The organism is Microbacterium sp. SLBN-111 (assembly GCF_049739645.1).
Lineage (GTDB): Bacteria > Actinomycetota > Actinomycetes > Actinomycetales > Microbacteriaceae > Microbacterium.
This window is the reverse complement of sequence record NZ_JBMGQH010000001.1, coordinates 502,778-516,303: the sequence shown is the minus strand read 5'-3', so window position 1 is coordinate 516,303 and position 13,526 is coordinate 502,778. Positions and strand designations below refer to the sequence as shown.

Sequence of the window (13,526 nt, the reverse complement as noted above, 5' to 3'; positions counted from 1 at the left end):
GCATACGACCCCGCCCGATCGAGCGCCGCGTCCGGTCGCTCCTGCCCGAGGGCCGGTCGCGGCGCTCGATCGAGCGGGTGCGGCGGCGCTCACTCTGCTGTGGGTGGCGCCGGTCCTCGTCCTTCCCGGTGTCTACCATCGCTGGGGCTGGCCGACGCTGATCGCGGCTGTCGTCGCGGTGGGGCTCGCGGTGTGGGCCCGGCCCACCGGACGGGTGCCCGTGTGGTGGGCCGCGCTCGCTGCGGCTGTGGCCCTCGCGCTCACGCTCCGGGCGCTGCTGGGGGAAGCGCCCCTCGCTCAGTTCTTCGGTCGCGCACCTCGGTACGAGGGCTTCGTCGAGCTGGCGGTTCTGCTCGCGGCCGTCTCGTGCGGTGCGCGACTCGCGGGCCCTCGCGCGGCGACGTCCGCTCATCGCGCAATCGTCCGGGCGATGACCGTGGCATCCTGCGCCCTCGCCCTCGTCGCCATACTCGAGGCGGTCGGGCTCAGGCCGATCGAGACCGACCTCGAACGGCCCGGATCCCTCGCCGGCAATGCCACCGACCAAGGCCTCCTGGGTGTCGTCTTCGCCGCGTGGTTGTTCCATGTCGCTCTCGGCGTGTGGATGCGCACTCGACGCGTGGCGTGGTGGGCGGTCGTCGGCGGGGGTGCCGGTGTCATCGCGGTCGTGACGTCGGCGTCGCGCGCCGCGCTCCTCGGGCTCGCGGTCGTGGCGCTCGTGCTGGCGGTGCGCGCCGTGTGGGGCGCGCGGCGCCGCGCGGTGTCGATCGGGTGGACCGCCGTGGGCCTGACCGCGCTCGTCGGGTTCACCCTGGCGGTGCCGTTCACCCGCGACCGGCTCCTGGGCGCCGACGGGTTCGCCCGAAAGACGATCGGCGACCGGCTCGTGATCTGGCGCGATGCGCTCGATCTGGCGTGGGCCCACCCGTGGACGGGGGTGGGACTGAACGGATACATGGATGCCATCACCTCGCACTTCGATGACGCGTGGTACTCCAATGTCACCCCCGATCACGTGCTCGACTCCCCGCATGATCTGCTCGTTCAGGCGGCGGTGGTCGCCGGCATCCCGGGTGTCGTGCTCGTCCTCGTGGTTGCGGCGCTCGTGTCCGTCAGCGGTGTCCGCGCCGTTCGCCGAGCGAGGGGCGCGCGACGTGATGCCCTGATCGGAGCGATGACCGTCCTTGCGGGCGCATCGATCGGTCTCCTCGCGAGCCCGACCTCGCCGAAGACGCTCCTGCCCCTGGCTGTCGCACTCGGCGTGCTCGTCGCTCAGGAACCGTGGTCGCGCGAGTGGCCGACCCTACGCACGCTGGGTACCGTCGCGGTCGCTGCGTGGATGGTCGCGTTGCTGGCATGGACGGTGGGCGACGCGTTCGTGTTGAGGGGCGTTTCCGCGGCTGTCCGGGGCGACGCGGTCGCGGCGGACTCCGCCTTCTCGTCGGCCACGTCCTTACGCCCGTGGGACGTCGACATTCCGCTCGTCGCGGCGCAGATCACGGGCGGTGCGCTCGAGCAGGGGATGGTCGGGGCGAGCGACAGCGCAAGCCGATGGAGCACGGAGGCCGCGTCGCGACTTCCGTCCTCGGCTGCGGCGCAGGAGGCAGCCGGGATGGTGGCTCTGCAACGCGGCGAACTCGCCGCGGCGGGGGCGCATCTGCGTGCCGCTCGCGCGTTGTCGCCCGCGAACCCCCGTATCGCCCACGAAGAGGGACTCGCCGAGCTGGCCGTCGGCGACTACGCCTCAGCGCGGGATGCCTTCGAGCGTGTGTTGCAGCTTCAGCCTGACCGCGAAGAGTCCCGGCACGCTTTGGCGGAGGCATGCCGTCGACTTCCTGCGGGTTCCTGTCCGTGAGGTGTCCGTGTCCGGAACCGCGTGCTCAAGCGGGGATGGGCCTCCCGAGGGGCGGGCTGGACACGGCGTCCCGGCGTGCTGGACAGTGCGTGAGGTGCCATGATTTGTCGCCTCGCCGCGCCCGGAGGCGACAGATGTTGGCGCCTCACGCAGCAAGGCGAGACCTCAGGGGCGGGCAACGGGGCAGACATGGCCCGCCCCGACCGTTAGCGTCGGGGCATGGCATCCCCGCGTATCACGCTCACCGTTCCCGGGCCCGACGGCGATCGCGAGATCGGCGTCTCCAACCCCGACCGCGTGCTGTGGCCCGAGATGGGCATCACGAAGCGCGAGCTCGCGGAGTACCTCATCGCCGTCGCCGAGCCGTTCCTCGCGGCCAACGGCAACCGCCCGGTCTCACTCGAGCGCTTCCCGGACGGCGTGGGCGGAGAGAGCTTCTTCTCGAAGAACCCGCCGAAGGGGTCGCCGTCGTTCGTCGAAGCCGTGACCGTGACGTACAACAGCGGGCGGCGGCATCCACAGCTCGTCCTGACGGAGATCGGCTCGGCGGTCTGGGCGGCGCAGATGAACACGATCGTGTTCCACCCGTGGGCCTCGCTCGCGAGCGACCCCGACCATCCCGTCGAGCTGCGGATCGACCTCGACCCGCAGCCCGGCACCGGGTTCGCCGAGGCGGTCGTCGCCGCGCACGAGCTTCGCAAGGTGCTGCGCGAGGCCGGTCTCGAAGCGTGGGCCAAGACGAGCGGCAACCGTGGTCTGCACGTCTTCTGCCCCATCGAGCCGACGCACGAGTTCCTCGATGTCCGGCACGCGGTGATCGCCGCGGCGCGCGAGCTGGAACGACGGATGCCGGATGCCGTCACCACCCACTGGTGGAAGGAGGAGCGCGGCGAGCGGATCTTCGTCGACTTCAACCAGGCCAACCGCGACCGGACGATGGCCGGGGCGTACTCACCGCGAGCGCTCCCCGCCGCGACGGTGTCGACACCGGTGACCTGGGACGAACTGGATGCCGTGGATCCCACGGCCTTGACGGTCCGCTCGGTGCCCGAGAGGTTGGCATCCGTCGGCGATCCGTGGGCGGACTTCGGCGCCGCACCCGGCCGCATCGACACGTTGCTCGAATGGTGGCAGCGCGACCTCGACGCGGGGCTCGGCGAGCTGCCGTTCCCGCCGGAGTTCCCCAAGATGCCGGGGGAGCCGCCGCGCGTGCAGCCGTCGCGCGCGAAGAACCCGGCGGAGTAGCCGCGTCGGCGTCAGTCCAGGACGTCGCCCAGGTCGTACGCCCCGACGGTCTCGAGCTGTTCGAAGGTGCACGAGGTCGCGTCGCGGTCGGGACGCCAGCGTTCGAACTGCACCGTGTGGCGGAAGCGCATGCCCTCGAGCTGGTCGTAGCGCACCTCGAGCACGCGTTCGGGGCGGAGCCGGACGAACGACACATCCTTGGATGCCGAGAACCTCGAGCGATCGGTCTCGCCGACGACCGCTTCGCCCTCGGCATCCCGCTCGACGAGCGGCGCGAGCTCGTCGATGAGTTCGAGGCGGCGCTTGTCGGTCCACGCGGAGACGCCGCCCACACCGTGCAGACGCCCGGCTCCGTCGAACAGCCCGACGAGCAGCGACCCGACGCCCTGACCCGACTTGTGGATCCGGTATCCCAGCGCGACGACGTCGGCCGTGCGGGCGTGCTTGATCTTGAACATCGTGCGCTTGTTCGGTGCGTACGGCTGCGCGAGTGGCTTCGCGACGACGCCGTCGAGTCCGGCGCCCTCGAACTCGGCGAGCCAGCGGCGCGCGAGGTCGGGATCGTCGGTGGTGCGGGTCACGTGCACGGGGTGCGGCACGGATCCGAGGAGGTCGACGAGCTGCGCCCGGCGCTCGGCGAACGGCTCAGGGGCCAGGTCGCGGTCGCCGCGGGCGAGGAGGTCGAACGCGATGAACATCGCCGGAGTCTCCTCCGACAGCAGCTTCACGCGCGAGGCGGCGGGGTGGATGCGCTGCGAGAGCGCCTCCCAGTCGAGGCGCTGCGCGCCGGACTCGCCGCGGGCCACGACCACCTCGCCGTCGATGAGGCACGGCTCCGGCAGGAGCCGGGCGAACGCCTCGACGAGCTCGGGGAAGTAGCGGGTCAGCGGCTTCGCGCCGCGGCTGCCGATCTCGACGTCGGTGCCGTCCCACGACACGAGCGCGCGGAACCCGTCCCACTTCGGCTCGTACGACAGTCCGCCGGCGACCTTGCCCGGTTCGGGCACGTCGGGCACGGCCTTCGCGAGCATCGGCGCGGGGATGTCGTACGGCATGGCCTCAGCCCTCGCTCTCGTCCCCGGCCAGCGGCACGGGGTTGCGGCGCCTCTTGCGCCTTGCCCACTCGGCGGGCTGGTCATCACCGTTCCAGACGGTGATGATGCCCCACGCGACGGCGGTGAGCGGCACGGCGAGGAGGGGTCCCGAGGATGCCGCCGATCGCGGTTCCACCGGCCAGGACGACGAGCACCACGAAGGAGTGCAGCTTCATCGAGCGGCCCATGAGCACCGGCTGCAGGAAATTGCCCTCGAGCTGGTTCACGAGCACGACGATGCCGACGACGATCAGCGCGACGACCCACCCGTTCGTCACGAGGGCGACGAGGGCGGCGAGGATGCCGGCGGTCACGGCCCCGACGATGGGGATGAACGCGAGCAGGAACACGAGCACCGCGAGGGGCAGCGCGAGCGGGACCTGAAGAATGAGCAGCCCGATACCGATACCGATCGCGTCGACGGCGGCGACGGAGGCCGTACCGCGCATGTACGACCCGAGGACGGTGACCGTCTTGTCGCCGATACGGCGCGCGCGGTCGTAGTCCGAACCGTGGAAGGGGCGGAGGACGAACTCCCACATGCGCGGGCCGTCCTTGAGGAAGAAGAACAGGATGACGACCATCAGCACCAAACCGGTCACGAACGACGCGACCGCGCTGACACCCGCGAGGGCACCGTTGCCGAACTGGGCGCTCGTGACGAAGTCGCCGATCGCCTTGACCGCCTGGTCGACCTGCTCCTGCGAGATGGCGAACGGCAGCGTGTGGTACCAATCCTGGGCCTGCTGGAAGCCCTGCGTCGCCTGCGTACTGAGCTTGGGCCACTGGTCGATGACGGCGCTCACCACGAGCCACCCGAGGAGCCCGAGGACGACGACCACCGCGAGGAGCGTCAGCAGGGTGGCGATCACCGCGGGGACGCCCTTGCGGCGCAGCCACATGGTCACCGGCCCGAACGCCGAGGCGAAGATCAGCGCGAGGATCAGCGGGATGATGACGAGCGTCAGCTGCTGGATGCCCCAGATCAGCCCGGCGGCCAGCAGCACGACGACGATGATCTGCACGGCACGCACGGCCAGGCGGCCGAACCCGTCGGCCCAGAGGCTGCGGGGTGGCGTCTGCACCGCCTGGGCGACGGTGGTCGCGACGTCACGAGCGGCGGGATGGCGAGAGAACAGACCCATGGTCAGAAGGTAGCGAACACCGCCGACATGGAGCCGCCGGTTGCGCACGACCCCGGCGGTGGTTACGCGCCGGGGGCGTGGCATCCGGGATCAGACGAAGGCGCTCATCCCGGTGATGTCGCGGCCGAGCAGCAGCGCCTGCACGCTCTCGGTGCCCTCGTACGTGTGGATCGCTTCGATGTCGGCCATGTGCTGCATGACGCCGTTCTCGAGCAGGATGCCGTTGCCACCCAGGAGGTCGCGCGCGATCGCCGCGATCCGGCGGGCGGCGCGGGTGTTGTGGTACTTCGCGAGCGAGGCCTGGGTGGGACGCAGCCCGCCGGAGGTCTCGAGGTCGGCGAGCCGACGGCAGAAGAGCTGCATGGCGGTGAGTTCGTCGAGCATCTGCGTGAGGCGTTCCTGCACCATCTGGAACTTCGCGAGGGGCTTGCCGAACTGCATGCGCTCGGTGGCATATGTCCGCGCGGCCTCGTAGCAGGCGGTCGCGTGGCCCAGCGCCGACCACGCGACGCCCGAACGCGTGGCGAAGAGCACGGTCGACGCGTCCTTGAAGGTGTGGGTGCCCGGGAGTACGGCATCCGCGGGAAGACGCACGTCGTCGAGCGCGATGTGGGCCTGGTGGATGCCACGCAGCGACACCTTGCCGGTGATGACGGTGCCCGTGTAGCCCGGGGTGTCCTGCTCGACGAGGAAGCAGCGGACCTGATCGTGGTCGGCGTCGCCCTCGGCATCCACTCGCGCCCAGACGAACGTGATGCCGCCGGAGGCGCCGTTGCCGATCCACTTCTTGGTGCCCGAGAGCGACCAGCCATCATCGGTGCGGGTCGCGGTGGTCTCGAGCGAGACGGAGTCGGAGCCGTGATCCGGCTCGGTGAGTGCGAAGGCGCCGAGCACCGTGCCCTCGGCGAGGGGTTTCAGCCACCGGGCCTGCTGCTCGGGGGAGCCGAACAGCGCGAGCGTGCGGAGCGCCAGGCCACCCTGCACGGCGAGGGCCGTCGCGAGCGAGCCATCACCCCGCGAGACCTCCATGTTCACCAGGCCCGCCGCCAGGGGAGTGGATGCCGGGAGCTCGGGGTGCTCGATGCCGTCGGTGAACAGCTCGAGCTCGCCCATGCGCCGGAGCAGCTCGACCGGGTAGGTCGCGGCATCCCATTCGCCCTGCATGCGGGTCCCGACCTCGTCGACGAAGGTCTTGGCGCGATCCCACGCGTCGCGGTCGGCGTCGGGGATGTCGGCGAACACGGCGTAGTAGTCGGTGTCGCGGCGGCCGAGGAGGTCGTACGAGGCGATGCGCTCGCCGGGGAGCGCGCGGGTCTGGGCGTCGGTGCTCATGAACTCAGTATCGCTCATGGTGGTACTGAGTGTCACGCGCCGCGTACGCGCGGGGAGAGCGCGTTCAGACAAGCTCTTGCATTCTCATACGTCATTCATATGATGTTTAGCGTGCAGCCGCACACCCCGTTCACAAGGCCGTGATCGAAACCGCGAGTCGCGCGTCCGGGACATCCCCTTCCTCGACAGGACCCCCCCGTGAAGACAAGCCACCTCCGTGGCGGCGCACTGGCGGTGATCGGAGCCCTCGCGGCCTCCCTCGCCCTCGCCAGTCCCGCCGTCGCCGCTCAATCTCGAACTCTCCACGTCTCGCCGGACGGCTCGGGTTCCGTCTGCTCGCCAGGCAAGCCCTGCGACCTGCCGACGGCGAAGGACCGTGTTCGCGACCTCGTCGCCGACGGCCGTTCCGACGTCGTCGTCGAGCTCGCCGACGGGGAGTACCGGATCGACGAGCCGCTGCAGTTCCGCCCCGAAGACGCCGGCGGCGACGGCGGTTCCGTGCGGTGGACCGCCGCCGCCGGCGCCCACCCCGTGATCTCGGGCGCCGACCGGGTGTCGGGCTGGCGCGTGCACGACGGCGACGCCGGCATCTGGGTGGCCGACACTCCGCAAGGTGTCGACACCCGCCAGCTCTACGTCAACGGCGTCTACGCCCAGCGCGCGCAGCGCCAGGTCGCCGGCGCCGATCTCGCGCTCGACGAGTCCGGGATCACGCTGAAGAACCCCGACCTCGCGTTCCTGAACGACGTCCCGCAGCCCGACCGAATCGAGTTCGAGGCGAAGGGCGACTTCACCTACCGGTATTCGCCGGTGGCAAGCATCGCGAACTCGAAGCTGACGATGGTCCAGCCGGCGTGGGAGAACAACACCTGGGGATGGGACACCCCGCAGTTCGCCCTCCTGGGCGGCTCCACCTACTGGCTCTCGAACTCCCTGGCGTTCATCGACCAGATGAACGAGTGGTACATCGACCCCGATGGCGGGAAGCTCTACTACAAGCCGGGCGCCGGGGTGGACCCCAACACCCTCGACATCGAACTGCCGCGGGTCGAGGTGCTCCTGAGCATTGGCGGCACGTACGACCAGCCCCTGAAGAACCTCGCGTTCCAGGGCATCACGTTCACGGGCACGTCGTGGCTCGGACCGAGCACCGACGGGTACGCGACGCAGCAGAACGGCTCCTACATCAAGGGCCACTACGACTACCGACCGGCCGACGCGTTCACCAGCTGCTCGCGCGGATGCGAGCAGTTCGAACGCGCACGGACCGGGTGGTACCAGCAACCGGCTGCGGTGCAGGTGTCCGCGGCATCCGGTGTCCGGTTCGAGGACAACCTGTTCGTCGGGCTCGGGTCGTCGGCGCTCGGTATCGGCAACGACACCAACGCCGCGCTGAGCGGCGTGGGTCTCGGTGCGCAGAACATCCAGGTCATCGGCAACCGCTTCACCGAGGTGGGCGGTCACGGCGTGTTCGTGGGCGGAAACCGTCCCGAGGCGCACCACCCCGACGACGCGCGGATGATCAACCGCGACATCACGGTCGAGCAGAACACCGTGACGCGCGCGGCCGTGGAGTACAAGGACAACTCCGGCATCCTCAGCACGTACGTGACCAACGCGCGCATCCAGAACAACGAGGTCGCCAACGTCGCGTACGACGGCATCGACACCGGTTACGGCTGGGGCATGAACGACGCCGGCGGATCGGGGGAGTACACCAAGCGCGGGTACTACAACTGGAACACGCGCTATGAGACGCCCACGACGCTGAAGGACAACCTCGTCGCCGGCAACCTCGTGCACAACACGAAGTCGCAGTTCGCCGACGGCGGGTCGATCTACAACCTGTCGGCCAGCCCCGGATCGGTGACGGAGCGGAACTACCTCTACAACGTCTCCGGCGTCGGGCTCTACCTCGACGAGGGCACGCGCTCGACGATCTACCGGCAGAACGTGCTCCAGGGCACGAACCCGTGGGTGTTCACCAACGCCTATAACGCCACGAACACGAGCGACAACCTCATCACGCAGAACTGGTACAACTCCGGCGGCACCCAGACGCCGAACCTCGAGGCCAACCGCAACCGGCTCGTCGACAACGTGCAGGTGTCGGGACTGAACTGGCCGGATGCCGCGCGCCAGGTCATCTGCCAGGCCGGGGTCGCTCCCGAGCGGCGGACCGCACTGAATGCCACCTTGTTCACCGAGGACGCCGCGTGCGGTGACACGGGCGAGCAGGTGGGTGCGCCGTTCACGACCACGGCGGCGTCGGCGAGCAGCTCGCACTTCGCCCAGTCGGACGGCCACTTCGCCATCCGCGCGCAGGGCGCGGACGTGTGGGGCGGCGGCGGTCAGCGCGACGACGCGTACGGCTCCATCTTCCAGAAGGACGCGGTGAACGCGGCGTCCAGCGTCTCCGCGCGCGTCGACACCGTCGGCGACGCGAACGCCTGGGCGAAGTCGGGCGTGATGATCCGCAACGACATCGATCAGCCGGGGGCGTCCGCCGGGTACGCGCTCGTGGCCGTGACTCCGCGCAACGGCGTCGTCTTCCACTGGGATGCCAGCGGCGACGGCTTCGTCGAGAGCTCGGCCGCGGCGAACGTGAACACGTTCCGCCCGGTGTGGGTGAAGCTCGACCGCAGCGGTGACCGGGTGAGTGCCTGGTACTCGTTCGACGGGACCAATTACGCGCAGATCGGCTCGACGGTCACCTTGACGGGGGCAGCCGCGGTCCAGGACGCCGGGATCTTCTCGTCGTCGCACGATGCGGGCCGCTCGGCTCTCAACGTGTTCAGCGACCTGCGGATCGACCGCGACGACGTGAAGCCCACGGCGACCCTCGTCGCGCCGACCGCGGCGGGTCCGTCCCGCACGCTCGACCTCCGGGTCGACGCGACCGACGACCGCGGTCTGTCCCAGATCGTGGCCAACGTCTACCAGGGCGGCACGCTCGTGCAGAGCACGCAGACGGCGGTCGACGGCGCGCGTACGGCGACGCACACGGCGTCGGTGTCGCTGCCGGACGGGCAGTACGAGCTGAAGTACAACGCGCACGATCGTGCGGGCAACGTCTCGGCGACGGGAACGTTCGCGTTCACGATCGACGCGACCGCGCCCACGGTAACCGTGAAGGACGGCAAGAACTTCACCGTCGCCACCGGGGAGTCGTACGACCGGGTGAGCTTCAAGCTCTACGACGCCGGCCGCATCGACCGGGTCGAACTCAACGGCGTCGTGAAGGATCTGGCGAACGCGCCCTGGTCCGACGTGAACTTCGTGGCACCCGGCGTCTTCGGCGCGGTCCGCGGAGAGAACACGCTCGTCGTGTTCGACGTCGCCGGCAACAGCCAGACGACGGTGTTCACGCTGAACTGACGAACGACCGTGCCCCCTCGTTCCGCGGAGCGAGGGGGCACGGTCGTGTCCGGCGGCGAGTCAGCGTACGACGGGGTCGCCGTCTCCCGCCGCGAGGAGCTCCAGTTGGCGGCGGTGCGGAAGGCTCTCCCAGTCGCCGCGGCCGAGGCACGCGAATGCGCCCGCCGCCACCGCCGTGTCGATGCGGCCCTCGAGAGGGGCGCCGCGCAGGCTCTCCGCGAGGTATCCCGCCACGAAGGCGTCTCCCGCGCCGACCGTGTCGACGGGGTGGATGGGCCACGCCGGTCGGTGCAGCAGCCGTCCCTCGGCGAGGACCGTGGCCCCCTCCGCGCCGCGCTTGAGCGCCACCGTCGACGGACCCAGGGCCGCAATGGCATCCACGAGCCCGTCGTCGGGCATCTCGCCGACGAGGAGCGCCGCCTCCTCGCGGCCGGCGAACACCATGTCGGACTGCGCCGCGAGCCGCCGGTAGACCGCGGACGCATCGCGTTCACGCCACAGCGAAGGCCGATGGTTGACGTCGAACGAGACCGTGGCGCCGGTCGCGCGCGCGGTTGACATCGCCGCGTCGACGGCGGCGGACGCGGATGCCGAGAGCGCGGGGGTGATCCCGGTCACATGCAGGACCGTCGCGGGGGTGAGCGCCGCGAGGTCGAGGTCGTCGGGGTGCAGTCGGCTGCCGGCACTGCCCGCTCGCCAGTACTGCACGCCGACCCGCCCCGGAGCGATCTCGGTCTTCATCATCGAGCCCGTGGATGCCTCGGCGTCGACGGTGACGCGGAGCTCGACGCCCTCGGCCCGCAGTTCCCTGCGGATCCGCCGCCCCGCGACGTCGTCACCCAGGCGTCCCATCCACACCGCGCGACCGCCGAGCCGCGCGACGCCCACGGCCACGTTGCTCTCGGCGCCGCCGAACGACAGGCGGTAGTCGGTGGCGTTCTCGCCCTCGGCGGGGTCGGCCGGGCGGAACAGCGCCATGGTCTCGCCGAACGTGACGACCGCGGCGTTCACGATGCCGCCCGCAGCTGCATCGCCGCTCGGCTCCGCTCGGCGACGCGCGACAGGTCTCCTGCCGCGATCTCGGCGCGCGGGGCGAGCCAACTGCCGCTCACCGACGGCACCGCGGGGTGCGCGAGGTAGTCGGCGGCGTTGTGCGGTCCGACGCCGCCGCTCGGCACGAAGCCGGTGCCGGCGAACACCGCCGCGAGGGCGTCGACGGCGGCCCGACCCCCGAGGAGGTCGGCCGGGAAGAGCTTCACCGCGGACAGGCCCGCGCGTCGGGCGCGCTGCACCTCGGTCGCCGACGCCACACCGGGCAGGACGTGGAGTCCCCGCGTCCGCGCGTGGTCGACGACGTCGTCGTCGAATCCGGGGCTCACGACGAACGTCGCGCCGGCGTCGGCGACGCGGTCGACCTGCGCGACCTCGAGCACGGTGCCGGCCCCCACGGCGAACCCCGGCGGAGCCGCCGCGGTCATCGCGGCGAGCACGTCCAGCGCACGCGGCGTCCGCAGCGTGATCTCGGCGCAGTCGACTCCGCCGTCGTGCAGGGCGTGCGCGAGGTCGACCGCGAGCTCGGGACGGTCGCACACGATCACCGGGACGATGGGGAACGCGCGTAGCCAGTCGCTCATCGGCCGAGCCACCCGCCGTCGACGGGGAGCACGATGCCGTTCACGTAGTCCGAGGCGGCGGATGCCAGGAACACCGTGGCCCCGGCGAGATCCGAGCCCTCGCCCCAGCGTCCCGCCGGAATCCGCTCCAGGATGCTGCGCGAACGGTCGGCATCCGCGCGCAGCGGAGCGGTGTTGTCGGTCGCGATGTAGCCGGGGGCGATCGCGTTGACGTTGACGCCCCGCGCGGCCCACTCGTTGGACAGGGCCTTGGTGAGTCCCGCGATACCCGACTTCGCCGCCGCGTAGCCGGGGACGTTGATGCCGCCCTGGAAGCTCAGCAGGGAGGCCGTGAACACGATCTTGCCGGACCCGCGCTCGAGCATGCCCGCGGCGACCGCCTGGGTCAGCAGGAACGGGCTCGTGAGGTCGACCTCGATCACGCGCTCCCACAGAGCGGTCGGATGTTCGACCGCGGGGGCGCGCTCGATCGTGCCCGCGTTGTTGACGAGGATGTCGATCCGGCGACCGCGCAGGTCGTCGATGAGCGCGAGCACCGCGGTCCGGTCGGAGAAGTCGCATGCGAACGACGTGAACGTCCGTCCGCGGTCGCGTACCGCGGTCGCGACGGCGCTGTCCTCTCCGGCCTCCTTCGTGCTGACGGCGATGACGTCGGCGCCCGCCTCCGCGAGCGCGGATGCCATGGCCAGGCCGATGCCGCGGCTCGCGCCGGTGACGAGGGCGGTGCGACCGGTCAGGTCGAACAGGGCGGCGCTCACCGGTCGCCGCCCACCGCGACGAGCAGCTTCAGTGCCTGACCGGCTTCCAGCGCGGCGAACGCGTCGGCGGTCTTCTCCAACGGCACCACATCGGTGATCAGCGTGTCGGTGGGGATCGCGCCGTCCGCCAGGAGCTCGACGGCGGTCTCGAAGTCGCGGCGCTGGTAGACGCGCGCGCCGAGCAGGCGCAGCTCGCGCCAGAACACGCGTTGCAGGTCGATCTCGCGGGGCTGCGAGTGGATGGCGACCACGACGATCGTGCCCCGGACCTTCGCCAGCGCGGTCATCCCCCGCACGGCGGCGGCCGCACCCGACACCTCGAACACCACGTCCGCGCCGGCCCCGCCGGTCCACTCCTCGACCCAGGCGACCTGGTCGGTCGCGCGGGGGTCGAGCGTGCGGAACCCGAGGTCCTCGATCGTTCCTCGGCGCCCGGCATCCGGCTCGATGACGACGACATCGGCTCCGGCGTGCCGGGCGACGCTCGCGATGAGCACGCCGATGGGGCCGCCGCCGATGACGACCGCGGTGTCTCCCGCGGATAGCTCGGAGCGGCGCACGTCGTGGACGGCGACGGCCACCGGCTCCACGAGCGCTCCCTCGCGCAGGTCGAGGTCGTCGGGCAGGCGGACGACGGTGGATGCCGGGACGTTCCAGAGCTCCTGCAGAGCGCCGGGGGAGTCGATCCCGATGAAGTCGAGGTTCTGGCAGATGTGCTCGTTGCCCGCGCGGCAGGCGGGGCACGTGCCGTCCCAGTCCAGCGGCATCACGGTGACGCGGTCTCCTGGCATCCATTCGTCCACCCCGTCGCCGACGGCGGTGACGACGCCGCTCATCTCGTGGCCGAAGACGAGCGGTCGCTGGACGCGGGCGTCCATGTCGCCGTGGAAGACGTGCAGGTCGGTGCCGCAGAGGCCGGTGTAGGCCACGCGGATCTGGACCTGCCCCGGGACAGGTGCCTCCGGCGGAATGTCTACGGGGTCGACGGTTCGAGCCGAGATGTAGTGAAGTGCGCGCACGGCGGGTCCTCTCCAGTGAGAGCGGATGGAATCGGCATCCGCTCCTTCACTGTACGGGGGTTTTCC

9 protein-coding genes and 1 pseudogene are annotated in these 13,526 nt (G+C 70.8%); 3 read left to right on the top strand and 7 right to left on the bottom strand.

The window, feature by feature from the left end; genetic code table 11:
• Positions 1-103: 103 nt before the first annotated feature.
• Entirely contained in the window at positions 104-1,855 is a 1,752-nt protein-coding gene (locus RKD05_RS02380; protein ID WP_424707812.1) for an O-antigen ligase family protein, read from the top strand.
• Between the two features lie 219 nt (positions 1,856-2,074).
• Positions 2,075-3,100 carry a non-homologous end-joining DNA ligase gene (ligD, locus tag RKD05_RS02375; protein ID WP_424707810.1) on the top strand — a complete coding sequence of 342 codons (1,026 nt, stop codon included), beginning with the start codon at positions 2,075-2,077 and terminating at the stop codon, positions 3,098-3,100.
• A gap of 11 nt (positions 3,101-3,111) precedes the next feature.
• Here the strand turns inward: ligD and RKD05_RS02370 are convergent, their stop codons facing one another.
• The 3 genes and pseudogenes from RKD05_RS02370 to RKD05_RS02360 all read right to left on the bottom strand — a co-directional run bounded on the left by RKD05_RS02370 (position 3,112) and on the right by RKD05_RS02360 (position 6,671).
• Positions 3,112-4,155: an ATP-dependent DNA ligase gene (locus tag RKD05_RS02370; RefSeq protein ID WP_424707809.1), complete on the bottom strand. Its 1,044-nt coding sequence runs from the start codon at positions 4,153-4,155 to the stop codon at positions 3,112-3,114.
• Between the two features lie 4 nt (positions 4,156-4,159).
• A pseudogene (locus RKD05_RS02365) lies at positions 4,160-5,339 on the bottom strand (AI-2E family transporter).
• 90 nt (positions 5,340-5,429) lie between these two features.
• Complete coding sequence (locus RKD05_RS02360) at positions 5,430-6,671, bottom strand: acyl-CoA dehydrogenase family protein (RefSeq protein WP_424707808.1); 1,242 nt, start codon at positions 6,669-6,671, stop codon at positions 5,430-5,432.
• Positions 6,672-6,869: 198 nt separating this feature from the next.
• On the opposite strand from RKD05_RS02360, the gene RKD05_RS02355 reads away from it, so the two are divergent.
• A complete protein-coding gene (locus RKD05_RS02355; protein ID WP_424707807.1) occupies positions 6,870-10,049 on the top strand; it encodes an Ig-like domain-containing protein in 3,180 nt (1,059 codons plus the stop codon).
• A gap of 60 nt (positions 10,050-10,109) precedes the next feature.
• Here the strand turns inward: RKD05_RS02355 and RKD05_RS02350 are convergent, their stop codons facing one another.
• Genes RKD05_RS02350 through RKD05_RS02335 form a run of 4 tightly spaced genes read right to left on the bottom strand, consistent with a single transcriptional unit; the run spans position 10,110 to position 13,460 of the window.
• Entirely contained in the window at positions 10,110-11,060 is a 951-nt protein-coding gene (locus RKD05_RS02350) for a sugar kinase (RefSeq protein ID WP_424707806.1), read from the bottom strand.
• Positions 11,057-11,683, bottom strand: a complete 627-nt coding sequence (locus tag RKD05_RS02345) for a bifunctional 4-hydroxy-2-oxoglutarate aldolase/2-dehydro-3-deoxy-phosphogluconate aldolase (RefSeq protein WP_424707805.1) — start codon at positions 11,681-11,683, stop codon at positions 11,057-11,059. Before RKD05_RS02345 ends, RKD05_RS02350 begins: the two co-directional genes overlap by 4 nt.
• On the bottom strand, positions 11,680-12,441 hold the full coding sequence (locus tag RKD05_RS02340; protein WP_424707803.1) for an SDR family oxidoreductase: 762 nt from the start codon (positions 12,439-12,441) through the stop codon (positions 11,680-11,682). The genes RKD05_RS02345 and RKD05_RS02340 overlap by 4 nt, the downstream gene beginning before the upstream one ends.
• On the bottom strand, positions 12,438-13,460 hold the full coding sequence (locus RKD05_RS02335) for a zinc-dependent alcohol dehydrogenase (RefSeq protein ID WP_424707801.1): 1,023 nt from the start codon (positions 13,458-13,460) through the stop codon (positions 12,438-12,440). The genes RKD05_RS02340 and RKD05_RS02335 overlap by 4 nt, the downstream gene beginning before the upstream one ends.
• Positions 13,461-13,526 lie beyond the last annotated feature (66 nt).

What these genes read in the sequence shown, in the direction of transcription:
- ligD (WP_424707810.1), top strand. Translation starts at nt 2,075, where the DNA reads ATGGCATCCCCGCGTATCACGCTCACCGTTCCCGGGCCCGACGGCGAT.
- RKD05_RS02360 (WP_424707808.1), bottom strand. Translation starts at nt 6,671, where the DNA reads ATGAGCACCGACGCCCAGACCCGCGCGCTCCCCGGCGAGCGCATCGCC.
- RKD05_RS02370 (WP_424707809.1), bottom strand. Translation starts at nt 4,155, where the DNA reads ATGCCGTACGACATCCCCGCGCCGATGCTCGCGAAGGCCGTGCCCGAC.
- RKD05_RS02345 (WP_424707805.1), bottom strand. Translation starts at nt 11,683, where the DNA reads ATGAGCGACTGGCTACGCGCGTTCCCCATCGTCCCGGTGATCGTGTGC.